The organism is Blautia sp. MCC283, from assembly GCF_018785565.1.
Taxonomy (GTDB): Bacteria; Bacillota; Clostridia; order Lachnospirales; family Lachnospiraceae; genus Blautia_A.
The window spans coordinates 215,720-241,375 of record NZ_WQQB01000045.1; the positions used below are offsets into that span (position 1 = coordinate 215,720).

Sequence of the window (25,656 nt, forward strand, 5' to 3'; positions counted from 1 at the left end):
TTCTTACCATACCGATTTTATTCAGTTTCATAAGCATATATATCCACCTTATGCTCTCCTGTCATTTCCTTGCCAAAGGAACCTTCCACCAGATTTCCATCCATTTTTACTGTATAGCTGTCACCATGCCCATGTATCTCAAATACAAATTTTGCATTCTGATATGGAACAGAATCAAGTACTGCTCCCTCAAATTCATCCAAAATACATGGATGTATCTGAATTCCCTGTTCACTATAACGTATTCCAAAAATTCCATTAACAATAAATCCAATAAAACCTGCCGCATGCCATGGCAGGTGCGGCCATCTCCACGCTCTTCCTGTATCAACATCCATTACTTCATGAAAAGATTTATTCAGGAGCACATTTCTCACCTGTGCATAAATAAGCTTTTTCAGAAACTCTTTATTTCCACTTTCACCAGCTGCCTCTGATAACCCAAGCGTCCATGATACCCAGCATGCTCTCCAGAAATGGTTTTTTTCTTTGCGGAACGGATACCAGTTAATTCCAAACTCAGAAAATGCCTCTGGATTACTTTCGATTGTCTTCAAAAACAGATTTCTCTGTCTCTCAGTTGCAATACCAAATCGTGGCCACAAAACCATTTCTGCCCCAGTCGTCTCCCACCAGCCTTTTTCGTATGCTTCACTTCCTATTGGTCCACTTGTAAAGCATTCTTTTTCTTCATTCCAGTATTTTTCCTTTATGGATGCAAGCATTTCCTTCGAACGACTTTCCCAGAACTTAATTCTCTCCGGATAGCATCCTGTCACCTCACATATTCTGGCGACATCCTGATACATCAGGGCAAATGCAATTTCTGTTCCAAGACAGTATCCGCCATTCTCCGGTTCTTCAAAAGCATCCTGCGCAAGACACATGGTTGCATGAACCAGCTGCATTTCTTCATCATAACGTGCATCCGCTTCTTCTGCATATTTTATAATTCCAGGTAACATTTCATACAAAAGCTGGATATCTCCAGTTGTTATATAATGATCCCATGCTGCAATCGCCGGCATGGCAGCACAGTCAACACCATTATTAAATCCATGTTCAGAAATATAGGATAACGACTCCCTGGCTTCATCCGGTGCAAGTAGATTCTGACATCGAAATGCTGCATGGCAGGTATCTCTTACCCAACTTCCAAAACCTTCTCCTTCTCTTTGAAAAACAGCCGCATTCATCAGACCTTCTTGTCCTGGCAAGGCATACTTTTTATTTCTGTTCTGACACATAATATCTGTTGCAAGCGAAAATGCTGCATTTATGACGTTATGCTCTGTATGTAATTTCGGGTAGGCTGAATCTTCCGGTGCGTCCCAACGCTCGGTTCGGTTCTGGATTCTTGTCATGTCTCCCCACGGAGTATCTCTCCAGCAGAATTCTTCCACCGCGCGTACAGGTGATAAAACTATTTTTCCACCACGCAGTGCCCATGCTGCAGGTTCTCCATAAATACGATCTTCTACACATTTCTCATATATTGTGTAAGATTCAGATTTAAACAACGGCTGTCCTTTTTCTTCCTGTTCGATCAGCCTTCTGTTTTCTTCTTCATATCTCGTAGATCTTAAACCCCATATATTCAGACAAATGACAGAGGCTGTTTTTCCATTCGTATGGATTTCAAAATACGGGTCCGCATTATATTGCAGATAAAATGATGGATTATTGATATTTTCCACCTGCTCACTTCGAATCTTATAATCTTCTTTTTTCGGTCCATTATCCTGTACTATGAGCATTGCATTCTTTCTGTCTGCATATAATTCCTGAATTGCCATGTCCCTGTAGAAATGCAGATACAGTCTTCCTTTTTCCGTTGGAATTTTCATTTTATATCCCTGACAGTTCAGTGTCTGATCTAATGCCTTCCAGACCCACTTCACTCCACACAGCTCAAACTCAATTTCCGGTTCCTGTCCGACAAACATCTCCAGTTCTACCTCACAGGCCTTTGTCTGAATATCAGATAAAATATTTTCAGGTGCCAGAAGTCGGACTTCCGGCCATACGTCTGGTCCCTGACGAAATCTCATGAGAAATTCAAACTTTTTATCAATATGCTCATTATGCCACTGTCTAACCCACACTCGCAGATTATCCATCTGTGCAGCTGGCTTTATCTGTTCTCCTGAAAAAACGGATGGAATACTGATTGCATTAGATGATGCAACACCTTCACACGTTTTTTTCGCAGTCTGACCTAGAATCCAGATTTTTCCATCTTCTTCAAATTCTATTTGTTTTTCGACATCTCCAATCCATTTATCTGATTTCCGGCAGTTGATTTCAATTTCTTCTAACTCATTCTCCTCGGATTTCCAGTGCAGCAGATCCTTGCTTACAAGTCTCATAGCTGTTTGATTTTCTTCATTTCCTGTCAGTGAACATGGATCGGTTACACAATCTAAAACCCACTGTTCTCCTGCTTTTTTTACACTGTTCAGTTCCCGGATACATCCGGTTGGCGGCATATAATGAATGACAGACTTAGACAGTTCTCTTCTTCTCTGTTTTTCCGGATCATCAGAAAGTTCTATTGCATTGATCCATCTGCTCGCCGGACCTTCTGCCTGAATATCGTCCCCGAAAAAATCTTTCAGGGGATATGCCATCCAATAGTCCACTCTTGTCTTAGATACTTTCATCTGAATAGTTTCTTTTTTTCCAGTACTGTCTGAAATAGTTATAATACATGGATCTGCATTCTCTTCATAAGGAATGCGCAACCAGTTTTCTTCGTGCTTTTTCAGAAAATGCTTTTTCATTTCTGTCTCTGTTCCTTTCTGTTAGCAATCTTCTTTATTCCACTACGTCAATCTTTTTACTTCTGTAAACTTCTTTCAACAGCTCCAGCTGTTTTTCATCAGGTGCTTCAAACATCTGCTGATTCACTCCGACATGTTTTGCTTTTTCAACTCCAAAATCATGATACGGCAAAAATTCCACACTCTTGATGTTTCTTCCAAGAGCTGCAAAAAAATCTGCTGTTGCAACAGCATTTTCTATCTCATCATTGATTCCTTTTATAATTGGAAGCCTGATCATGATCGGTCTGTAATTCACCAGTTTTTTCAGATTCTCTTTGATCAGGGTATTTTCTGTTCCTGTATATTCTTTATGTTTTTCATTGTCAAACATCTTAAAATCTACAAGAAACAGATCTGCACATTCTGTCATTCTGTGTATCACTTTCCAAGGAAAAGCAAGTGCTGTTTCAAAAGCAACTGAAATATGCTCTTTCTGAAGTCTGTTGCACAAATCATATAGAATCTCTGCCTGCATCATTGGTTCTCCACCGGAAAAAGTAACACCACCTTCTGAAATTTCATAGAGTCTTCTGTCTCTGAGCAAAAGTTCCGATAATTCTTCAGCAGAATAATAACTTCCTACGATTTCCAATGCTTCTGTGCAGCAAATTTCCACACACTTTCCACACACAGTACAAAGAGTTCTTTCATAAATATGCTGCCCGTTTTGTATCTGTTGTGCTCCTGAGGGACAGATTTCAATACACTGACCACAGCCAATACATTTATTTTCCGTATAACTCAGTATACTTTCCTTTTTCCATGTCTCCGGGTTGTGACACCATTTGCACCGCAAATTACATCCCTGTAAAAATACAGTTGTCCGTATTCCCGGTCCGTCATGCAGAGAAAAGTTCTGTATCTGACTTACCAGTAATTTTTGCTTCATTTTACCGCTTACCTCTGTGTACGCTGAATTACCTCATTCTGCATTTCCGCAGTCAATGTATGGAAATATGCACTGTATCCACACACTCTTACTACAATATTTTTATGTGTTTCCGGATTTTTCTGTGCCTCTAAAAGTGCATTCCTGCTGATAACATTAAAATCCATAATGCTTCCGCCATTTTCACAGAAGGCCCGCATCACACTTGCAAACAATGACGGCTGCGGAGTTTTATACATCAGTGGAATGTCCATATAAATAACTGCCCCACCCGGATATTTCGTGTAATCCATTGTTTTTATTGCATCAAGTAATGCTGCAATATTGATGTTTTCTGTACTTTCACTTGGGTTAACGCCTCGTGAGAGAGCACTTTCACTTTTTCGTCCATCGGCCGTTGCAATCGTTACATTTTTAAACCAGTTATAAGAATAAAAAGCAAATAATGACGGCTCAAATTTTCCGCCTCTGTAATTTGCCTGTCCTCCAAGACATTCAGCCAGATCATCCATAACCTTTTTTCCAAATTCTGTAGCATCTTTATCCTTGCAGAATTTTGGGACTTTATGAAGCAAATATTGTCGAAGGATCTCATCATCTCTGAAGTCTTCTTTCATCGCTTTAAGCAGGTGACCAAATGTCGTAATCTTATCTTCATATACTGCCTTCTTTATCGCATATAACGAATCAATTACTGTCCCTGCACCCGCAGCAGCAAAATTATCTGTATTATAGACAGCACCGCCTTCTGAGACATCTTTTGCCGTCTCAGTACATGATGGCATAGTTGCAGAAAAGAACAACGACGGATTTATTATTTTCCACCATGAACCATATTCGTTATATTTTTTCACAAAGAAATTCAGTTCATTTCTATAATTTTCAATTACAATATGATAGAATTCTTCAAAATCGCTCGCATTCGCAGCTGGAATAAATTTAAATCCATCCCTTTTAAATACGTCATTCCAGTACTCTGGATATAAGGATCCATTTAACATCTGCACAAGATTAAGATAGGTATATGCTCTGCTGTTGACTTCATTAGAAAGACAGATTTCCTGGCAGCCACCTGCGACATAAAGTCGACAGTCTTCCAGACTTTTTCCCTGCTTCTGATTTGCTGGAATTATCACATCATCATTAAAGACAGACAGCACATTCAGACCCATTCCTGCCAATTCACCAACCTGCATCAGAAATTCATCCGGATGCTTTGCCGATATTCTCACCTGTAGTTTCGGATTTGCAAAATGATATTTTTTATAACTGTTTATGATCATCCTGCTTATGTCATTATAAACAATATTGCCATTTTTATCACATCCGCCTATAATAATATCTGCATTTGTGCCCCCTGGCAGGTCTGCTTCAAGATCCCATCTTGCATCTGTCATTGATACAAAACAGTCAACCAGTTCCTGCGCCTCATCCGGCGTTATTCGATTATTTTTCAAATCTCTTTCATAATAACTAATCAGGATTCTGTCCAAATGGCCAATCACAGCAAATCCAAGACCATCTAACGCATTGCACATCTCACGCGTAAACCAGATTGCACACATTGCTTCATAAAATGTTTCTGCCGGTTCAGATGGAATTCGGCGTGCCGTAACAGCAATCATTTTAAGTGCCTTTACATGTTCCTCATCGTGTTCTGTTTTCAGCATTTCCTCCGCTTTTTCTGCAAATCTTTCAGAAATTTTTTGCAGACTTCGGCATACATCGACCATACATTTTAAAAAATCCTGCTGATGATCTGTAAGATTTTTCTCTTCCAGACGCATCATTGCATGTCTGATTATTCCTGATAGACCATATTTCAACACAGTTTCACAATTTGCATAGTGATGCGCCGCATCCATAAACTGTGGTCCGTTCATGACACCATATTTTCCGTAGTATCCACTCCATTCTCCATATTCATCTACAAAATCTGGGTATTGCTTCATTAGCCAACATCCAATGCCTGGCTGTGGCGGGAACGATGCCGTAACACTGTTCTGTTCTCTTCCTGTATCAATTTCTGCATAAAACGGACTGGATGGAAAAAGAATCACTTCAGCATCCCTGGCTGCAATTCTGTAGATCCATGTTTTTTTCTGAAAAGAGCTTGCCTTTGGATTTTCTTTCTGGAGGCGGTCCAGTTCTTCTTCCATTCTGGAAACATCGGTTGGATAATTAGAATATACCTCTTTGGTCTCTTTAAAATATTCTTCTTTATTGAATCGATAACCTGCCATCATGCGTTCCTCCTGAGTTGCCTTAAAAATTTAAAACTACCTTCAATGCAGTTCTGTCTTTTACTGCCTGAAATCCTTTTTCATAATCATCTATTGAAAATCTATGTGTCACAAATAAATCGATGTCTATTTTCCCATCCATAATCGCATCACAAACCGGCTTATGTACTTCTGCTTCTACCTCAGGCACCGGCCACTGCACATACTGAATATTGAAATTCCTGAGTTCCGGTAATGGTACATTCAGATTTTCTCCGCTTTTTAAGCCATATACAGCAATTGTCCCTGTCTCTTTAATATAGTCCAGACACTGCGTGATTGTCTGATTTGATCCAATCGTATCTATACAGATATCGGACTTTCTGTCAAACAGATCAGAAGCTTTTTTCTTTTCTTCTTCGTCTTTGTTAAGAAATGTACCTGCTGCTCCCAGTTTTTCTGCTGTTTCCAGCTTGTCTCTGTGATTTCCCAGGACATAAATCTCCTGAATTCCCATCAGTTTTGCACAGCTTAGAAAAGCAAGTGCAACCGGTCCGTCTCCGAGTATGACCATCTTCTTTTTATCTTCAACGCCGATTCTTTTTAATGCACTGTATGTTTCCTTTAAAGTTATCAGCATAGAAGCAGCTTCTGCCTGCATTCCTTCCGGGCACACCTGCTGTGTAATTCCAAGATTAATATCTTTTACATCGGCCTGGTCTGCCATGGCTGCTTTATAATCTTTTACAATTCCATATTCAGCAAATCCGCCCCAAGCGCTGGAAAATTTCTCATTATCCGGTTGTCCTGCCCTGACTACAAGATCTCCCACTTTAAAAGAAGTAACTTTTTTGCCGATTTTAACAACTCTTCCTGCATCTTCGTGTCCTAAAACCGCCGGATATCTCGTTACTTCTCTGACTTTTCCTCCAATAACTCCCAGATCCGTTCCGTTACAGATCATACAGCATTCATTTTTTACCAGTGCTTCATACTCTCCGATCTCCGGAATCGGAAGCTTTTCTTCCAGGTACAGTTTATTGTCTTCTGTTACCACTAAACCTTTCATAACTGATCTCCTTTTTACTATTTAATGCCGGTTGCAGCTACAGACTGCATAAAATATTTCTGGAATGCAAAAAACAGAATCAGAACAGGAATCATTCCAATCACGATAACACCCATGATCAGATTCCATGTCGGCTGTTTGATTACAGATGCGCCACAGATTGAACTTATTCCCAATGTTACTGTCCATTTGCCTTCACTTCTGACGGATAACAACATCCAGATCAGATTATTCCACGCAGAAATAAATGTATAAATTCCTAATGTTGTCATACTTGATTTCGTATTTGGCAGTAAGATCTTCCAGAATATCTGGAAATGATTTGCTCCATCAATTTTTGCTGCTTCATCCAGTTGCTTCGGTATTCCCATATAAAACTGGCGCATAAGAAATGTTCCAAACGGAATGGACCATGCTACCTGCGGAAGTATCATCCCCATATATGTATCCAGCATATTGAGATTTCTACACAGATTATAAGACGGAATCAGTCTTACAGTAATCGGAATCATCATCGTTGACAAATAAAGAATAAAAACAATATTTCTGCCTTTGAACTCAAGTCTGGTAAATACATATGCAGCTAAACTACAGAGGAAAATAGTAAGTGCGGTCACTGCTATCGCAACAATAAATGAATTAAAAAAGCACTTGGGAAAATCCAGCAGCTGCCATGCTTTTGTAAAATTCTCCCATTGCGCTGCTTTCGGCAAAATTCTTCCAACACTTGTTGCAAGATCTGTATCCGATTTCAATGCAGTAGATAATATATAAACAAATGGAAACAGCATGATTACTACAAATGCAGCTATAATTACCCAGATTAAGCTGTCTCCCAGAATTTTATTTCTTAATTTTCTGGTCATAATCTCTTCTCCCTTCTCAATCTTTGTCACTTGTCAACTTTAACTGTACAACCGAAATAATAATCGAAAGAATAAAGATAAATACTGCCATTGTACAGGAATATCCCATTTTCAAAGATGAGAAAGCAGTCTTATATAATGTCAGCCCAGTTAAATACGTACTTGTTCCAGGTCCACCATTTGTCATCGTATAAACAAGATCAAATTCCTGGAAAGTACCGATTACACACATGAGAATAATATATGTAAGAACTGGTTTCAGCTGCGGCAATGTAATATAAACAAATTTATGCCATGCATTTGCACCGTCCAGATCTGCCGCTTCAAAAAATTCCTGCGAAATTTCCAGACGTCCTGCAACAACCATAACCATGTAATATCCTGCCCATCTCCAGATTGTTACGATTGCCATAGAACCCAGTGCAATCTTGCCATCTGTCAGCCAGCCAATTTTTTCGAATCCCAATACACTCAGGAAGTTATTGATAACACCATAATTCGTTCCCATCAGATATCTCCATGCAACACCGGTTGCAACCAGAGAAAGTGCACATGGTAAAAAGAAACTGCCTCTGATAAATTTCGAAATAACTTCACTTTTATTATTTGCAAACAACACAAGTTCACACATAATGATAGAAAAAATGACAATTGGCGGAACATTCATCAGGATATACTTGATCGTGTTGCCCAGACTTGTCCACCAGAGTTTATCTTTCAGCAGATTTTGATAATTCTCTAATCCTGTAAATATCTTACCTTTTAATGGATTCCAGTCATAAAATGACATGTGGATGGAATCTACCATTGGCCAAAATACAAACAATCCCAGCAAAATCAGGGACGGCAACAGAAACAAAACAGCAATCCGCCAGTCTCCTTTTTTACGTTTTACTACTGTTTTTGCGTTACTCACATGAATCCCTCCTAGTTAAATCCAAGGGATGATACAGAGTATTTTCCATATCATCCTTTTATTCTTAGTTACTGAGCAAGTAAACCATTTAACTGATCTGCCATGCTATCCAGCGTACTCTTGATATCAGCATCATTATGCCAGATTTCATCAAAATACTGTCCAATGATCGTCTGCTGGTCTGCAAATGTTTCTGTAAGGTCAATATATCCTGCATATTTCAGTCCTGTATTAAACAATTTCATATCATGGTTTTCGTCAAACATAGATACGGAAAGATCTGCCTGAGACTTTCTTACTGCAATCTGTGGAGATGTATTATCTTCAAGATATAATGCAAGCCCCTCTTCGCTGGTCAGATATTTAATAAACTTTTCTGCTGCTTCCGGGTTTTCACAGCTGCTTGAAATGCCAATACCATTCAGGAAAAGTACTTCTGCCTGTGTACCATCATTTGCACGTGGCGCATTCATTGCTTTCCAGTTTACATCGTCCTGAAGATATGTTGAATTCCAGAGAGCCACACGACACATAGCAATCTGACCCGCATTAAATTTTGTAATCAGTGCATCATAACCGTCTCCCAGTTTTTCTATTGCCGGCACATAACCTTCATCTACAAGACTCTTGACATATTCGAAAGCCGCAACGGTTTCATCTGAATTCCATCCACAGGTTTCATCATCATTCAAGTAGCTTCCACCAGCTTCTGTAATCCATGGATACATAGTATCGATTGCGGAAGACAGATCATTGATAATTGTCGGATATTCGATTCCAAGTTCATCTTTGTGTTCCATTAATGTTTTACATGCATCTGTAAACTCATCCCATGTAAATCCATCTTCCGGAACTTCAATTCCACACTTGTCAAACATATCGACGTTGTAAACCCATCCATAATTTCCTCCGTCCAATGGAAGTGAATACCAGTCACCATCATATGTACAATAGTTTTCTGCAGCATCCCAGAAATCATCAAATTTATATTCTGTATCTGCTTTCAGTGCATCTACATCGAATTTCTGTAATGCCCCGGCATTTGCAAGAATCTGTGTAGTTCCTGTATTACAGTTGATAAGATCCGGAAGGTCACCCGCTGTAGCTTCTGTCAAAATTTTAGTTGCATAATCTGATACTTCTTCAAAATTAATTTCAATATCCGGATTTTCCTTTTCAAAAGCTTCGACAACTTTCTGATATTTATCATAGCTGTCATAGCTCTGCCAGTTTAATGTAATTTTATCCCCGGAATCTCCCTTGGCAGCCATTACATCCACCCCACTACCAACTGGTACCATACATGCTGTTAATGCAAGTGCAATTACCTTTTTCTTCATTTTGTTCTCCCTTCGTATTGTGACTTTTTCCATATGTCAACCGGTTTCATATTGTTTGTTTTTTTTAATATATCATTTAATTTTTATTTTGTAAATATGCTTTTTTCATTTCATGCATTATGTATGGTTTTATCAAATTATTTTTGTATATTATTCACAATTTCGCGGTTTTTAAAGAATATAAAAAGCCCCTACAATGCCTTTCGACACCATAGGAGCTTTCTCAGCAATTTCTCTTTATTCTATTTTTTACATTGATTGCCATTATGATTTTCCTTTTTATTTCGTAAGCTAAAATCAGTTCAGAATACTATCCATCTCATGCCAGGCTTCTCCGCCCCACACAGAATCGCCGATCCCATGGTCTTTAAAGCCAAATTTCTTATACATCTCAACCTTATCCGGGAGGCAGGTCAGGATCAGCTTCTTTCTTCCCCTGGCGCGCTCTCTTTCCTTATATTGTTCCATCAGTTTTCTTGCCAGCCCCTGGTGTTGGTACTCTGGGAGCACATCCAGCCCAAGAAGCATAATGTTTACGCCCTCCGGATCATGTAGATTCGCATCTGTAAAAAAGTCATCTGTCAGATGTTCTCTGTCTGTTGCAAGTCCGTTAAGAAAACCTGCAATCTTGCCTGTCTCCCGATCCACAACAACCAGAAAAAGATCCGATGCTTTTTTTATTCGTGACTCCATATGTTCATAAGTACACGCTTCATTTGGCGGAAAACAGATGCTTTCAATCTCTGCAGCCTGTTCAATTTCATCCTTATGAATGTTTCTGAATTCATATTTTTCATGTATTACTTTGCTGTTCTGTTTCATCAATCCCTCTCCTGCTCATGACAGGTCAATACTGTTATGCTGATCACCTGCTACTATTTTAATATCTGTTTTACATTGTAACATATTTTGTCCCTCACCACATGTAAATAATACCAGCCGACTGGATTACTTCCTGATTTACTTCTCTCAAAAGATCCACTATCTGTTTATCTGATAGTCCATTTAGTTCTATGTCTGAAGATTCTTCTTTCATAGTTTCTTCATCTAGTCAAGCATGTCCTTCATCTTATCATATGATCTCTGACGGTCTGCCAGCGCCTCCTCCAATGAAACATTCTGGTATACATCTTTGACCTGCTCTTTCGTCCAGATATCACCCATTTTACCTGTTTCTCTGATAAAGTTGTTTATTTCCTTATCTTTCATGCTTTCCTTCTCCTTTACTTATTCTTTTTTATAAGTATAGTTCTTTTTAATTCTCTTTGTATTCACGATTCGTGAAGTCTTCTTCCATCAATTTTTCCATTTCGACATGATAACGCTGTGCTATCGCATATGCCGTTATAAGATCCGGGAGACGTTCTCCGCTTTCATAATTAGCAATAGTTGTAGAACCATAACCAATGCTCTCCCCCAGTTCTGCCTGAGTCTCATTATGACTGATTCGCAGTCTTCGTATGTTTTCTCCTATTATTTTGTTCCATGTTTTTTTCTGTTTTTCCATAATATAAGCCCTTTCTGCACTTTGTTTTTTCTTACGTGCATAAAAGGACTTGTATTTTTCGCGTACCACCTGTAGAGGAAAGGGGCTGTCTTTCCGACAGCCCCAGTTCAATACTCACAATATTTTCTTAGATAAGATATCGAGGGACAAACGTCCGTGAACCATTATACCTGCAAATTGCTCATTCATCACACTTTCAGATTCCATAAGCACTGAGTATCTCTGCAATATCCGGCATCGGATCATCCGGCATAGAGCAGGTACCTCTCTTCACCTGCGAAATATCTGTAATTATATAAGCTTCAAGAAACTTCTGTCCGATAGCCTGCAGCTGTTCGTCTGAAGTATCTTCCGGTACAAGAATTGTAAGATTACTGTTCTCTAGTGAAACGTAAATTAAATAAATGGACTCATATTCATTTCTATGGTATACTATTTCCATAAAAATATGGAGGACGTATATCATGGCTAAAGCAAAACCGCTTACCCTTTCATTTGAAGATCGCTCACGCTTGGAAACCATTACAAAAACAAGAACATTGCAAGCTCAGACAGTTACCAGAGCAAGAATTCTCCTGCTGAAAGCAGATGGTGAATCTATTGATGCTATTGCTGAAAAAGTTGGTCTGAACCGCAACAGTGTTCTTCTTTGCCTCAAAAAGTATAATCAGGGTGGCATTGAAAATGCCATTTATGACGCTCCTGGAAGAGGAAGAAATGCAGAAATTACTGATGATGAAAAAACATGGATCATTAATATTGCCTGCCAACGTCCTGGTGAATTTGGCTACTCAGCAGAAACGTGGACATATGCAAAGCTGACGGAACATATCAATAAAACAGCTGAAAGTGCCGGTTTTACAAGACTGTCAACTCTTACCAAAACAAGCATAAAAAACATTTTGGATGCAGCTGAAATAAAACCATTTCGTATCCAGTATTATTGCGAAAAGCGTGATCCAGACTTTGAAGCAAAGATGCATGAGGTTCTTCTCGTTTATAAGCAGATTGAAATGTTGTTTGATGAAAATGGCGAGCTGTTCATACCTGCCGGTGAGCATGACGTACATACTTACTCATATGATGAAAAACTAGGCATTCAAGCCATTGCCACTACAGGAAAGGATCTCAATCCAACCACAAACTGTGGAACAATTAAGCGTGATTATGAATATAAACGACTTGGTACGGTTTCTCTGTTAGCTGCTATAGATCTTCTTACTGGAGAGGCTGTTCCATTAGTTCGTGATAAACATACATCGGACGACTTTATTGACTTCCTTAAGATTCTCAACGAAAAATATCCGGAAGGAGATATTATCCGAGTTATTCTGGATAACCATACAGTTCATACCAGTAAAAAGGTCAAAGCATTTCTTGCAACTATGCCAGGTCGATTTATATTTATTTTTACACCAAAGCACGGATCATGGTTGAACATGATTGAAGGCTTTTTTGGTAAGATGACACGTCAGATGTTGAAAGGAATCAGAGTATCGTCAAAACAGGAACTTATTGACCGTATCTACAAATACTTTGATGAGGTGAATGAAGTACCAGTAGTCTACCATTGGAAATATAAGATGGATAACTTTGGAAAGGAAGACATTGGTCTAGCTAATTAATTTACTGTCTACTAGATTCACCCAGTCAGATTCAATCACATTCGGATCAATTCCTTCCAGACAGATTGTTTCGATCACCGGCAGCATCGTAAATGCTGTCAGATTCAAACGCTCAACACCACTACGAATATGGATTTCTTTCATAGCTTCATTTCCGTTAAAAAGATTGAATTTTTAATTACATCTGTGATGTTTTCTCAAACCCATATACCCATTTTCCTCGCAGGAACATAAACAGAAAAATCACGGAGCTGATACTCCAGGTCAATGGGTATGCCCAAAAGATCACACGGATATCCGGGATGATGCGAACTGCAACGGTGATATAGCTTACACGGAACAGGCACCAGTCACAGAGCATAACGATCATCGGAACAGATGCGTGACCGGAACCACGGAGTACTGCTGCAATACAATGAGAAAACGCCAGCAGACAATAGAATAATGCAATTGTTCTTGACTGCATCACGCCATAATGTACAACATCGGGATCTCTGTTAAATGCTGCGATCAGCACCGGTGCGGCAGCATATATGATCACGCCGATCAATTCTGCAATAATGATCGAACAGAGAACCCCAAATCTTGCTCCCTTTTTCGCCCGGTCATACTGTTTTGCGCCAAGATTCTGACTGACAAATGTTGTCAGTGCCATCGTAAAACAGGTCACCGGCAAAAAGGCGAATCCCTCAATCTTAGAATAAGATCCACATCCTGCCATCGCCATTTTTCCAAATGCATTAATATTTGACTGCACAAAAACATTCGCGATCGCGATGACTGAATTCTGAAAACCAGACGGCATACCATTCTGGATAATCTGCTTCAACATAATGCTGTCAAAACGAATTTCCCGCAGTTCCAGGCGGTATTCTTCTTCCACGCGCATCAGATGCACCATACAGAGAATTGCACTGACAAACTGCGAAATAGCAGTTGCGAGCGCTGCTGAACCAACTCCCATGCCAAGACCTGCGATAAAGAAAATATCCAGCACTACATTAACACAGGAAGAAATGATCAGATAAATCAATGGATGTCGTCCATCACCAACCGACTGCAGAACTCCGACAAAAATGTTGTACATTACAACCCCCATAGAACCCGCAAAATACGTACGAAAATACACAATGGATTCCGGAAGAACATCCGCAGGAGTTCCCATCAGCACCAAGATCTTTGGCGCCAGAAACATTCCCAAAACAGTCAGGACCGCACCGGCCGCAAGACCAAATGCAACGGTTGTATGGATTGCCTTTTGCAGGCTGTCTCTTTTTTTGGCACCGTAATATCTGGCAATAACTACACCCGCCCCCATGGCAATACCGTTAATAAAACCTACCATCAAAAAGATCAGATTTCCAGATGAACTGACCGCCGCCAGTGCATTGCTTCCTAAAAAATTTCCCACGATCAGGGAATCCGCAGTATTGTACAACTGCTGAAACAGGTTCCCCAGAAACAATGGAATGGCAAAAAAAATGATCTTTTTAGAGATACTTCCCTCTGTCATTCTCAAACTCTTTTTCATATCTACAATTACTCTTTCCTTTCCGCTCCTCCCTGAAGAATCAATTCCGGCTGGATAATAATATTTTTCTCAACCTTATTTCCCTCAAGAAGTTTTCTTGCAATTTCATAAGAAAGTCCACCAAAGTCCGGTGTCTGTATCGTTGCATCCAGTACACCTTTGTCTACCAGACTCAGCCCTGCACTTTCTCCTTCAAACCCATCCACACCTATCAGATGCACCTTGCCCTCAATCCTGTACTGCTGACAGGCCTGATATGCACCATATGCCATATCGTCATTAAAAGCGAAAACTATATCAGCAGAATCATGCGAGATCAGATAGTCTTTCATCCTGAGCTCTGCCCGATCCCGGAGCCAGTCGCCACAGTAATAAGTGATATCTTCTTCCGGTATTGTACCCTGAACAGAATCCTGAAAACCCTTTAGTCTCTGTTTGGATACCGGGGATTCTTCAACCCCCTGAAAGACCACGATCTTTTTATTCTTTTCATAAAGATTATTCAGAATATATTCTCCTGCAAGCCTGCCAATCTTCTGATCATCTGACTTGATAAGACATGTATAATCCTCTGTCCCTGCACCAACACCTGTCAGAATGACCGGTATCTTCTGAAAAGCCTCCGAAAGAACAGAAGAAAGGCTGTCACTTCCATCAGGAGAGACAATCAGAATATCTATCCCGTACTCCATCAACGTCTCAATATCCTGAATCTGTTTTTCCGGATTTCCAGCTGCATCTCGAAAAATTACATTTATTTTTTTATCCTGGGATACTTTTTCTGTAAATACGTCAACAAAATTATTTAGCCACGGTTCTATTACATTTGGAAGACTAACACCGATCAGATACTGATAACTATCTGTAGATATCTCTTCTTTTTTGCTATACTGTGTACTGATCGTAAGTAAGACTGTTGCTGCCACAACCAGTATCACTGTCCATACTTTCCATATTTTCTTCATAGTTATAATCCGTTTCTGTCAATCTGCAGCATATTTTTACGGAATTCTGAGGGCGACATACCCTGACAGTTTTTAAATGCAGCAGAAAAATAGTGCTGGTTGCTGTACCCTACCTTTTCTGCAATCTGATTAATCGACAATTCCCGATCTTCCATAAGCCGCACTGCCTGACTGATACGAAGCCTTGTAAGAAAATCTTTAAAAGATATCCCCAATTCCTGTTTCATAATCCTGCTATAGCACTCCAAAAAAATACTGCTTTATGTGTCGGTAATAAACAATCATGAAACCTTTTTACTACTGTCATTGGCAAAATTACCAATCCATATTCATGCGGTTTAAATGGACCACGGAGCATATCTGCTACATTCCAGATCATTGTCGCTTTCTCTGCTATATTAGTTCCAACTACATCAAATTTATTATTTTCGTCCATTTATTTTTCCTCCATATAAATATGTTCTAATTCTGCTGTTGCCTTTTCTAATTTGTATTTCAATTCTTTTATTTCATTTATCTTGGCGTAATATTTATCTGCAATTATCTTCTGACTTTTTAAGTCAGGCAATGGAATTGTTATTTTTTTCAATCCTTCAACCGGCAGATTTAATAATGTAGCTCCTACTGCTACTCTAGATAAGGCTGCTTTTCCATTTTCACTTTCCAAATATGCTTTCAAAAAGTACGGATTTATCTTATCTTCATCTAACTCAATAACATAAAGATTACCATTCGCTAAAATCTTCTTTCCTTCTTTTACGGATGCAATTGCCATTTTTACCGGAGATACATTTTTGGAAATTACGAGACTTCCATTTTTAATACAATATTTCTCGTATTTAGGATTCATTTCTTTCAAATAAGGAAGATCATCACTAATAATACCATCCTGTATATTTGCCAGCATCAAATACTGTATGTTCGTTGGTTCATCTGATACAATTTCATCTAAAACCGATGCTTTAATCTGTGCTCCTCTTGTTATGTTCTTTATCACAGATTCAAATACTACACCGTTTTTTATGAGCATCTCTTTTTGAAGATATCTTGACGGATTAAGAGTGTATTCATTTTTTGCTACCTCTTCACCCAAAACTAGCTTTGAGTTATCGTCATCTGTATTCAATAGTTCAAGAATTTTAGAAATATTTTCATCACTAAGAACATTCTGTCTTCGTCCAACAGAGACCATCTCCGTTGCATCTATCATTCTTATATTTTTATTGTTTCTGCTTAATACCAGTAATGAACAGGCAATTCCTGTATTCGAATACAAATTGGATGGAAGTGCTATCACCGCCTCGACAAATCCTTTTTTTACAAATTTTTCGCGGATTACTGTATTGATTCCTCCGTTCCAAGTCACTCCATTACTCACCGAAACAACCGCTTTTCCATGTTTGTTGAGATGATTCATGACATTTATAATAAATACCCAGTCTCCCGCAGCTGCTTTCTGTACTTCCGGTATAATATTATATATCGCCTCTAATTCCTCGTTGTTTCCAATGCTCTCTTTCACCCTTATCCCCCAAGGATAATCACAAAATATTTTATCAAATATCAAATTGTCATCAATGTTCAGAACTGATTTTTGCTCAATTTTCACCCGATCAGAAATTAATTCCGTTCTGATTTCTGCCACTTCTTTGACCTCAGTTACAAGCTCCACACCATAAAACTGTGATTCTGGATTTCTTTCTATAGCATTCACTAGAAATGTTCCAATTCCACTACAGAAATCTGCTGCCTTATCATTTGAAATTTGAAGTATCTCATTTGCCAACTTTACAACACTCTGTGGGGTTTCGCATTCTCCCATAAATTTATTTCCTTGCAATGGCCACCACAATACTACTGCTAAAAGTGTTTCTTCTGAATATGCTTCTCCGATTTCTATTGCCACATTCCATAAATTTTCAATATTTCCTTTTATGAAACTGACTCTCTCCGGTGAAAAAGTCAGTTCCACATATTCTACTAACTGATATACATCGTTTATCTTATTTTTTAAAGATAAATACGCCACATACGATAAGCAAAAGCCTCCATATACGGATGTATTTCCAAGTTCTCTCATCCTATTTGAAATATTCCAACTAATCTCTTCAACTTTCGAGCTTTCTTTTTCTTTTAACTCTTTAACTGAAATATTCAACCCTGTTTCCTCCTTTGGTTATTCACAATCAATTTCCTTGTGTTCACTATAGCATTTGTTTATTTGATTGTCAATAATCAAATTTGGTTTTTCATAACCATAAATGTTTTTCTAATATAATTCCCTTTTATTATGACAGTAGATTTTTATTTCCATAGCAGCAATATTTATAAGTCCCAAGAGCAATATAAGATTTATCGGAAAATATTTTCTCACTACATCACCTATTACAGCAATTGATGACACGCTGATAAGCAGAATCCATATAGAATATTTATCCCATGCTTTTCGATACTGCTCTATCTTCCTCAACACAAATATCTCACTACTTATTCCTAGTCCAAGAAAAATAAGAATAACCATAATTCTCAAAAACCACGACCATCCTGCTGAAAAATACTCTCGCTCACCTAAAATATTTAATTCTGATGGATGGATTAACCACTCTATATATCTATACCAAAACCTCAATGGAACAATTATGCAAGCAAATAGATCTTTTTGAAATACGGTATTTTTTATTACTGCCAACAAAACCAAGATCATATAAGCTATCATCCAGAATGTTTCCTTTTCTTTCGCTTCATTTTTCAACTTTTTTATTTCACAATCTGTTTTTTTCTTCACAGTCTTTACTTCTTCTTGTGCCTTATTAAACTGGTATTCTATTGTTCTAGCCTTTTTCTCCGCTTCTTTTTGTTTCTCCTGTGCTTCATCTACTGCCTCAACAGATGATTTATTCACCTGTATCTGCAATTTAGATTTCTGGTCCCGAACGTCTTTTATTTCTTCTTCGAGCTGCTCTTGTTCGCTCCTGCTCTTCAAGCCGTTTCTGTTCCTCAAATCGTCGTTGCTCTGCTGAAGCGATCGATTCAACTTCTGCGTTTCGGACAGTTCGGTTGTCAAACGATGAATTTCGTCGTTTAATTTCCGAATTTCGTCTTGCATTTCGTGATTCTCGAAGAATAAATTCTGTTTTTCCATTTTCAGCTTGTGTGTCCTTTCCTGAAATTTCTGGATAAACTCGTTCATCTTCTGATTTCTCACCTGTAACTTGTCTCTCTCTTCCGTCACTAGCTCCAGTGACGCCGCCTGCTCCTTCGCAAGCTGCTTCCACTTGTCGGTAATATCCGGCAAGCTCTTCATCTGCTCCGTTTGTTCGTTCTGCTTCGGCTCGTACCCTTTCGTAATTTCTATTAAATTCATTCTCCAAACCCTCCTTGCTGATATCAAGATAGAATGTTTTTGACAGATTACTGTCACGTACTTTTTTTCCATCCTGATTCTGAAATATGATGTGTTTTCGCTTCTCTGTCCAGTTTACATTCCATCCAAACTGTTTCATTTTTTCTATAAACTTTTCTTTACTGATACAATTTTCCAGTGCTTTTAACACTGCCATTGCACAATCCGCTACAAAGCTGTCTTTCACCTGCTGTCGGAACAGATTATATTTATCTTTGCTCCATGCAATGACTTCCCCTTTTTCAATTTGACTTCCATCAAAGTGCTTTCCTTTTTCGGCTACTGTCAGTCCACGTTCTCGGCACATCTGATTGGTAAGCTGTTTCATACGTTCCAGATCCTTTTTGGTGTTATGCAGTTTTCTTCCATCTTCATAACTCACAGAATTTGTAACCAGATGACAGTGAATATGCTCTTTATCCTTATGCACAGCCACTAAGGTCTGGAATCCACTGAACCATTTTTCTGCAAACTCTTTTCCAAATTCTAATGCCTGATCCGGAGTAATCTGCTCGTCCTTATGCCAGGAAATAATGTTGTGGGCATACATTCTCCCAGTGTCTTTATCCCACATCTTCTTTTCTTCTAGAAAGGTTCTGTACACTAGATCATAATTGATTTCATCGTGGCGGTACGGGCCTGTTACATAAGTAAGCAGCTCACTGGTCTTATCTGGTCGCAGAACATATTCGATACAGTTTCTCATTGCTCCGTGTGAATTTGTCCGCTTATTAATCGTCTTATTAATAGCCATATCTTTTCACTCTCCTTCCGGTACTTAAGAATATTTTTATTGAGGAAATACAGCGTACTGTCATTGGGAACTTCTCCATCTGTATGCAGCTTTCTTGCAATCTGATTGATATTTGTAGTAGCTCCACGAAGCTGACTGAGAATATCTACAAACATCTGGTTCAATCTTTTCAGTTCTTCCACTTCCTCTGTAGAAGCTATCTTCAAATCTGCGATTGCTTTTATTACAACTTCCTGCTGTGTTCTTCCGGATTCTTTCACTTTGTTTTGAAGCAGATTATATTCCTCGTTATTCATCCGTATGGTTACTGTATGATTTCGTTTTCTCATAGGCTTTTGTCTCCTTCCTTGCTTCATTTTCATTCTTTATCAACAGACACAGCGTTTCGGCTAAAATTTACAGGGATTCCATAAGGGGCAACGCCCCTTTGGTGGGTGCAGGGTGAAACCCTAGTCAATCAGTAAGTGTTCCGTAGGAATGTCCGGTGGACATTTCGCAGGAATACTTACGCCATTAACGTGCCGGGGTTCCAAGGGGCAGAGCCCTCTGGCAAGTTTAGGAGCAGCCCAAAGGCTGGCTCCGGTGCAGAGTGGCTTGCCACTTTGCGAAACTTGCCTGTCATCTCCCCACCACTGAACCAGCACCAAGTAAGCAACATTCTCCTCTGCGTTATTAAGCCAAAATTGAGATGACAGTGGTTTTGTGGTGCAGGAACTGACTGTAAAAGAAAGAGAAAATCTCCACATTCCATAGATTTTTCCTTTCTGAAACAGGCTAGTCATGCACCACTCCGATGCGAAGTATCGGACAATCATGTGCCGTATCCGGCACTCTATATTTCTTCTTTGCCTTGCTTATACAACGTTTTCCATCTGCAAATGCCTCTCTGCCATATTTCGCTGTTATTTCTGCTTTTCTTTTTCTGAATCACTTTCCATTTCTGCTGAAAAGCATAAAAATAGCAGTCATGAACATTTCACTGATTTTTACCAATAGAAATGCCATCACTGCCATTACCTTTTTCTGCTATTCTGTTTCCGTAAAGCTTTCCTTACTGTCAGTCTATTTTTCTATTACTGCTATTTTATTTTGTCGCAAATTTCAAACAGGTCATGCAATAAATTCTCCAGTTTCATAAGTCTGCGATGCTGATACCAGATCAATCCGGGAAGTCCCACTGCAAGGAAGAACGAAGCACATAAAATCTTTATTGCCTGTCCTCTGCTGCTTATCCCTCCATATCCAAATCCACATATCAGATTCACGAATAAAACATAGAAATATCCACAAAATAAAACAAATTCAAAAATCCACACCAGCACCTTTTTCACTTTCTCTTTCACTCTGTACTTCTCCCTCCTGCATTTTTAAATTCAGTGTAGCGAATTTCTCGCTATATTTCAATAGTGAATATCTCGCTAAGTTATTATTATGCTAGAGGTGAAACGCATGTATCAGAGAATACGGGATCTGCGTGAAGATCGTGACCTTACGCAGAAGAATATGGGTGAAATTCTGAATTGCAGTCAGCGTATTTACAGTAATTATGAATGTGGTGATGTCGATATCCCTACTCACATTCTGATTAAACTGGCTGAATTTCATAACACCAGCGTTGACTATCTGCTAAACCTGACAGATGATAAACGTCCTTACCCAAGAAAAAAGAATAGCTCCACTTAAGGCAGTCCGATTTATTTTATGCAAACCGGACTGCTTTTCCTTTTTACAGACAGCTAAAAACTATCCGCAAAATCCAGTGCTACATCCATATCAGCTTCTTTCTCCCAGTCCAGATTATCTTCTGCGATCTCTCCATCCGTTTTCTCCATTGTTAGTGTTCTGTCCGGCAGATTAATTTCTCCTACCGATTCTTTTACAAACGGTACAAGCATTTCCATCAGATTCTTCGCTATAGCCATCGGGACGGATTCTTTCACTCCATCCCGGATAGCTGTTTCCACCCTTTCCAGAAACACATCTTCCTTTTCTCTGGTTTCCAGATACGGATCTGCTTCATTCCTGTACTCTCTGGAAAAATAATCGTTTAAAGCAACTACAACTGCTCTGGTGTACGATTTATATTTTTCCCTGTCCATCGTCTGCAAATATTCCCATGCCTGCCTGTCCTGTTCATCACAAAGATTCAAACGGATATTTGTATTGATGATTTTCCGTTCTTTTCTCATACAAGCATCCCTCCGTTTCTCTGGATTTTCCTTACGGTCATTGCTTCATAGCCTTTCGCTGTGGCACAGATGTCCCGTACAATTGTCACCCGGCTCTTGTCATATTCTCCAAAATTCTGGATCATACAACCGCCACCGCCGACCACATACAGACGCATCAGTTCTGGATTATATTCCCGTTCTCTCAGCTTATGGAAGATTTCTTTCGTATAATCTCCGGCAGCTTTACGAATGACTGTCAGATATTTCTCACCAATATCTGCTGTCCCGGTACGGATCACCTGCTCAATCACCAGATCATCCACCACTGTTCCCAGTTCTTTCAGCAGGGATTCCCTGACTGCAAGCACACACTGGTGCGTTCCATATTTCTCTGTAAAGCATTTCTTCTCTAATGGACGGGAATTATTGATATACATGATGTTCATAGTCCCGTTTCCAATATCCACAAGCATGTTGATTCCTTTGAAATCCTGTAAACGGTAAAAAGCTGCTGCAAATCCCTGTGGGTAAATATCAGCTCCTGCAAACTCCACATGATATTCTTTATTGCGGAATGTAAAATCCACACATTCATTCTGGAGAAGATATTTCTGGAAATCTTCTTTCTGTGTAGCTACCCAGGTAAGTGGAAGTCCGACTGCAATGTGTACCTTTGCCCGGTTCATACCTTTCCCATCCAGTTCCCTTGCGATAGCCGCCAGTGTCAGCACATAATAGTCCTCGTCCTGCGTTTTCTCTGCACAGAACTCCTTGTGTTCCTCTCCGATCTGGTAATACATGCCATTGTAAACAAGAAGATTATTCTGGAAGATTGGCTCCTTGTCATATCTGGCTACACCGGATGGAAAGCATCTGGTGGCTGTTTTCATGTTTCCATACCCATGATCAATCCCGATCACCATAACTGTCTCATTATTGTTGTTTTTCATCATTCTCATAATCATACCTCATACTTTCTTAATATTTATTTTTGACTTTCTCCCAAATTCGGGAAAAACCTATATTTGTATCAGCTAAAATGTTGATACATAAAAAGGGCAGTCAGTGTAAAAAAAGCAAAATTTTATGTACTCTGGCAGCTATCTTTGTTATTTCTCCTGCTCCGGTAACATTTCTTTTTGCTTATTTTGCTCTAAATGCCCTTAATTCCCTGATTCATATTTAACTGTAACTGTTTATAATCTGTATCTGTTTCTTCAAAAGGTATTCTTTCTTCTGGATCTACAGGACAAAAATCTTCTTCCTTAACTGCAATATCCTGATAATAAAACTCACCATTGTACTGTTTCAGAAGGAAACCTTTATCTGTCATATTCCTGAAAAAGTTGGATTTACCATGCCCCTGTCGGCCATTCTCTTTGCAGTATTCCTCATACATATGGAACACTTCACTTCGTTTCAGACGTTTTCCTTTGGCACGCACCAATGACTCATCAATAAAAGCACAGATACTGTCAGATGACCGCTGTACCTCTCTTACACATTCTTTGCTGTGTTCGCTCTCCGTGAACTTTCCCTGTTCGTACAGATTTTTCAATGCAATCATCGCCATATGAATTGCATAATCGGATTCTGCCTGTACCTTTTCCTTTAAGTGCAGATCTTTTTCACCACTTTTTACTACCCGGTTCATATCAAGAATCAGTAGTCTACGGTAAAAAGCATCTGACTTATCCTCAAGATTCTGCGGCATTTCATTGGTAGAAAAAAGCAGCTTTGCATAAGAGTGGAAATGAATTGCATCCTGTCCTTTTTTCTCATAAATCAGTGTGTCCTCACCGACTGCTTTCTTTAATACATCTGTGTTCTCCATTGCTTTGCAGGGAATATCCGCACAGGCATTTAACAGCTTTCCGTACATTCCAGTCGCATAGAATCGTTTGTTCAAATCCTGTAAAGAAATGCTGGACATATTGGTGATTCCAACTACATGCTGGATCAGCGATACTGCCACCGACTTTCCAGTTCCACCATTTCCTTTCAGTGTAAGAAATTTCTGAAACTGCGTATCCTGTGTCATGCAGTATCCAAAATACTCCCAGAATGTCTGCTGTTCTTCTTTGTCAGGAAGAGACGATGCAAGATACTTTTTGATATTTTCTCCACCCTGCAACACCTGCTCCCTGTCCTCCGGATAATAGGGAAATGGTATCTGATTGATTGTCAGATAATCTGGATTGTGTTCCAACATTTCACCCGTAACCGGATCATAATATCCATTTTTGAAGTTGATCCACCGCACAGGCTGTTTATTTAGTTCATATGCCTCTCGGTGAACTTTTGGCTGTGTGATCAGCAGATTATAGATTCTTTTGATCACTCCACTCTGTACCTGGTCACGATAGATCAGCTTCTGGATACGGTATTTCATTCTTACCCCATCATGGTCTTCCAGGAAAACACCATGCTCATAATAATACGGTGTGATTCCCACCACAAAAAACTGAACATTCTCCACCAGGTAATCTACAATCTCCATATCCCGGACACCTTTCACATTCCCTTTTGCATCAAATAAATGAAAACGGCTCAGTTCCGGTTCTTCTTTCGGATCTCGCTCAAACCGAAGAATATACTGTTCCAGTAATTTCTCAACTTCTTTCTGATTATCCAGTTTGCCAAGATACTCTTTCTCTTTGAACAACTGCCAGCCTGCTTTTCCGTCGAGACCAGCGTCTTTGAAAAATGTCTGTAACTTATCATTCATCCACTTCACTGTACAGGCAGCCACATAATGATAGGCACTCTGACAGCTTCCAGTAAACTGAATAGACCTCATTTCCTCTATAAAAGAATCTGCACTGAAATAATATCCGTCATCTTCCTGCACCAGACAGATTGCCTGATATCCTGACATTACAATATTCAACGCTATATCCTGATTGTCCACCAGAAAGATATAGGTTTGTGCTGTCCCTTCTGGATTGGTTTCCATATAATGCTTCAAAAACTTCTTGTTCAAACTTATCACTTCCTTTCAGGCAAAGAAAAAGACGCAAGCCATATTTTATGACTCACGCCTTACTTCACTCACAATATTCTATTTTTATCAGTTACCTGCCAGATTGATCACTGGCAATCCTTATACATAAATCAATTCTTTCAGGATAATCTCTTCCGCAATCGCTCTGTGCTGATTGGCAGCTCTTACCCATGCCATCTGATCTTTCTCTTTATCCGGTAGTGGTTCTTTTTCTTCCAACTGCTTCAGAATCACTTCTTCCCGCTCTCTGGCTGTCTTGTCCACTTCCAGAAGATGCTCTCCAATGGTATCCTGTAAGAGCATCACCTGATACGTTGAATTACGATGATTCTTCAGATAATCTCTGCGTAAGAATCCATATTTGTCAAGCTGCTCCATCTGCTCACCGGATTTATAGGTGAGATTCGGAATCAGGTATCCATTTACATTTGTATAAGTCAGTTTCATATCCCTATGACCTCTCTTTCGTTTAAACTGTTGTCTGTAACAGAACCAACTGTTCATGTTACGTCATTGCTACAAATCTTTCTTTCCATATCATTTTGAATCCAACCCGGGCAGATTTTCTT

At 39.3% G+C, this 25,656-nt stretch carries 26 protein-coding genes; 2 read left to right on the forward strand and 24 right to left on the reverse strand.

Features of this window, described 5'->3' with window-relative positions:
* Positions 1–17 precede the first annotated feature (17 nt).
* From GPK81_RS13615 to GPK81_RS13665, 11 genes are all read right to left on the reverse strand, one after another.
* Positions 18–2,783 carry a hypothetical protein gene (locus GPK81_RS13615; protein ID WP_021650651.1) on the reverse strand — a complete coding sequence of 922 codons (2,766 nt, stop codon included), beginning with the start codon at positions 2,781–2,783 and terminating at the stop codon, positions 18–20.
* Positions 2,784–2,817: 34 nt separating this feature from the next.
* Entirely contained in the window at positions 2,818–3,714 is an 897-nt protein-coding gene (locus GPK81_RS13620; RefSeq protein WP_021650650.1) for a glycyl-radical enzyme activating protein, read from the reverse strand.
* Positions 3,715–3,722: 8 nt separating this feature from the next.
* The gene (locus GPK81_RS13625; protein ID WP_227589144.1) at positions 3,723–5,957 is read right to left on the reverse strand and encodes a pyruvate formate lyase family protein; all 2,235 of its coding nucleotides are present in this window, start codon (positions 5,955–5,957) and stop codon (positions 3,723–3,725) included.
* Positions 5,958–5,979: 22 nt separating this feature from the next.
* Complete coding sequence (locus GPK81_RS13630; RefSeq protein ID WP_021650648.1) at positions 5,980–7,005, reverse strand: zinc-dependent alcohol dehydrogenase; 1,026 nt, start codon at positions 7,003–7,005, stop codon at positions 5,980–5,982.
* 17 nt (positions 7,006–7,022) lie between these two features.
* Positions 7,023–7,871, reverse strand: coding sequence for a carbohydrate ABC transporter permease (locus GPK81_RS13635; RefSeq protein ID WP_044960959.1), 849 nt, complete (start codon positions 7,869–7,871; stop codon positions 7,023–7,025).
* Positions 7,872–7,887: 16 nt separating this feature from the next.
* Positions 7,888–8,787: a carbohydrate ABC transporter permease gene (locus GPK81_RS13640; protein WP_021650646.1), complete on the reverse strand. Its 900-nt coding sequence runs from the start codon at positions 8,785–8,787 to the stop codon at positions 7,888–7,890.
* 68 nt (positions 8,788–8,855) lie between these two features.
* Positions 8,856–10,127, reverse strand: a complete 1,272-nt coding sequence (locus GPK81_RS13645; protein WP_044960957.1) for an ABC transporter substrate-binding protein — start codon at positions 10,125–10,127, stop codon at positions 8,856–8,858.
* A 297-nt stretch (positions 10,128–10,424) separates the two neighbouring features.
* The gene (locus GPK81_RS13650; protein ID WP_021650644.1) at positions 10,425–10,949 is read right to left on the reverse strand and encodes a GNAT family N-acetyltransferase; all 525 of its coding nucleotides are present in this window, start codon (positions 10,947–10,949) and stop codon (positions 10,425–10,427) included.
* A 225-nt stretch (positions 10,950–11,174) separates the two neighbouring features.
* Positions 11,175–11,336, reverse strand: coding sequence for a hypothetical protein (locus GPK81_RS13655; protein ID WP_021650642.1), 162 nt, complete (start codon positions 11,334–11,336; stop codon positions 11,175–11,177).
* 46 nt (positions 11,337–11,382) lie between these two features.
* Positions 11,383–11,634, reverse strand: a complete 252-nt coding sequence (locus GPK81_RS13660; RefSeq protein WP_138270063.1) for a helix-turn-helix transcriptional regulator — start codon at positions 11,632–11,634, stop codon at positions 11,383–11,385.
* A gap of 196 nt (positions 11,635–11,830) precedes the next feature.
* A complete protein-coding gene (locus GPK81_RS13665; RefSeq protein WP_118609894.1) occupies positions 11,831–12,076 on the reverse strand; it encodes a hypothetical protein in 246 nt (81 codons plus the stop codon).
* A 19-nt stretch (positions 12,077–12,095) separates the two neighbouring features.
* Between GPK81_RS13665 and GPK81_RS13670 the strand changes: the two genes are divergently transcribed.
* On the forward strand, positions 12,096–13,259 hold the full coding sequence (locus GPK81_RS13670) for an IS630 family transposase (protein WP_118609903.1): 1,164 nt from the start codon (positions 12,096–12,098) through the stop codon (positions 13,257–13,259).
* Here the strand turns inward: GPK81_RS13670 and GPK81_RS13675 are convergent.
* From GPK81_RS13675 to GPK81_RS13715, 9 genes are all read right to left on the reverse strand, one after another.
* A complete protein-coding gene (locus GPK81_RS13675; RefSeq protein ID WP_182474256.1) occupies positions 13,248–13,403 on the reverse strand; it encodes a hypothetical protein in 156 nt (51 codons plus the stop codon). The genes GPK81_RS13670 and GPK81_RS13675 overlap by 12 nt on opposite strands.
* Positions 13,404–13,437: 34 nt before the next feature.
* On the reverse strand, positions 13,438–14,790 hold the full coding sequence (locus GPK81_RS13680; RefSeq protein ID WP_118590864.1) for an MATE family efflux transporter: 1,353 nt from the start codon (positions 14,788–14,790) through the stop codon (positions 13,438–13,440).
* Positions 14,791–14,798: 8 nt separating this feature from the next.
* Positions 14,799–15,755, reverse strand: a complete 957-nt coding sequence (locus tag GPK81_RS13685; protein WP_118590866.1) for a substrate-binding domain-containing protein — start codon at positions 15,753–15,755, stop codon at positions 14,799–14,801.
* Between the two features lie 2 nt (positions 15,756–15,757).
* The gene (locus GPK81_RS13690) at positions 15,758–15,982 is read right to left on the reverse strand and encodes a helix-turn-helix domain-containing protein (protein ID WP_243097246.1); all 225 of its coding nucleotides are present in this window, start codon (positions 15,980–15,982) and stop codon (positions 15,758–15,760) included.
* Positions 15,979–16,191, reverse strand: coding sequence for a type I restriction-modification system subunit M N-terminal domain-containing protein (locus tag GPK81_RS13695; RefSeq protein ID WP_182474258.1), 213 nt, complete (start codon positions 16,189–16,191; stop codon positions 15,979–15,981). The genes GPK81_RS13690 and GPK81_RS13695 overlap by 4 nt, the downstream gene beginning before the upstream one ends.
* On the reverse strand, positions 16,192–17,913 hold the full coding sequence (locus tag GPK81_RS13700) for an N-6 DNA methylase (protein ID WP_252196660.1): 1,722 nt from the start codon (positions 17,911–17,913) through the stop codon (positions 16,192–16,194). It lies immediately after the preceding gene.
* Positions 17,914–18,024: 111 nt separating this feature from the next.
* Positions 18,025–18,756: a DUF6040 family protein gene (locus GPK81_RS13705; RefSeq protein ID WP_215707270.1), complete on the reverse strand. Its 732-nt coding sequence runs from the start codon at positions 18,754–18,756 to the stop codon at positions 18,025–18,027.
* Positions 18,671–19,912, reverse strand: a complete 1,242-nt coding sequence (locus tag GPK81_RS13710; RefSeq protein WP_252196661.1) for a relaxase/mobilization nuclease domain-containing protein — start codon at positions 19,910–19,912, stop codon at positions 18,671–18,673. Before GPK81_RS13710 ends, GPK81_RS13705 begins: the two co-directional genes overlap by 86 nt.
* The gene (locus GPK81_RS13715) at positions 19,861–20,241 is read right to left on the reverse strand and encodes a plasmid mobilization protein (protein WP_215707215.1); all 381 of its coding nucleotides are present in this window, start codon (positions 20,239–20,241) and stop codon (positions 19,861–19,863) included. The genes GPK81_RS13710 and GPK81_RS13715 overlap by 52 nt, the downstream gene beginning before the upstream one ends.
* Positions 20,242–21,361: 1,120 nt before the next feature.
* Here GPK81_RS13715 and GPK81_RS13720 point away from each other — a divergent pair.
* Complete coding sequence (locus GPK81_RS13720) at positions 21,362–21,595, forward strand: helix-turn-helix domain-containing protein (protein ID WP_015540886.1); 234 nt, start codon at positions 21,362–21,364, stop codon at positions 21,593–21,595.
* A gap of 53 nt (positions 21,596–21,648) precedes the next feature.
* On the opposite strand, the gene GPK81_RS13725 is transcribed toward GPK81_RS13720, so the two are convergent.
* The 4 genes from GPK81_RS13725 to GPK81_RS13740 form a co-directional block, all read right to left on the reverse strand.
* Positions 21,649–22,101 (reverse strand): hypothetical protein, encoded by a 453-nt coding sequence (locus GPK81_RS13725; RefSeq protein ID WP_215707216.1) that lies wholly within the window; start codon positions 22,099–22,101, stop codon positions 21,649–21,651.
* Positions 22,098–23,042 (reverse strand): ParM/StbA family protein, encoded by a 945-nt coding sequence (locus GPK81_RS13730; protein WP_215707217.1) that lies wholly within the window; start codon positions 23,040–23,042, stop codon positions 22,098–22,100. Before GPK81_RS13730 ends, GPK81_RS13725 begins: the two co-directional genes overlap by 4 nt.
* A 194-nt stretch (positions 23,043–23,236) precedes the next feature.
* A complete protein-coding gene (locus GPK81_RS13735) occupies positions 23,237–25,075 on the reverse strand; it encodes a DNA primase family protein (protein WP_334300544.1) in 1,839 nt (612 codons plus the stop codon).
* A 111-nt stretch (positions 25,076–25,186) separates the two neighbouring features.
* Entirely contained in the window at positions 25,187–25,534 is a 348-nt protein-coding gene (locus GPK81_RS13740) for a TnpV protein (protein ID WP_182474257.1), read from the reverse strand.
* Positions 25,535–25,656 lie beyond the last annotated feature (122 nt).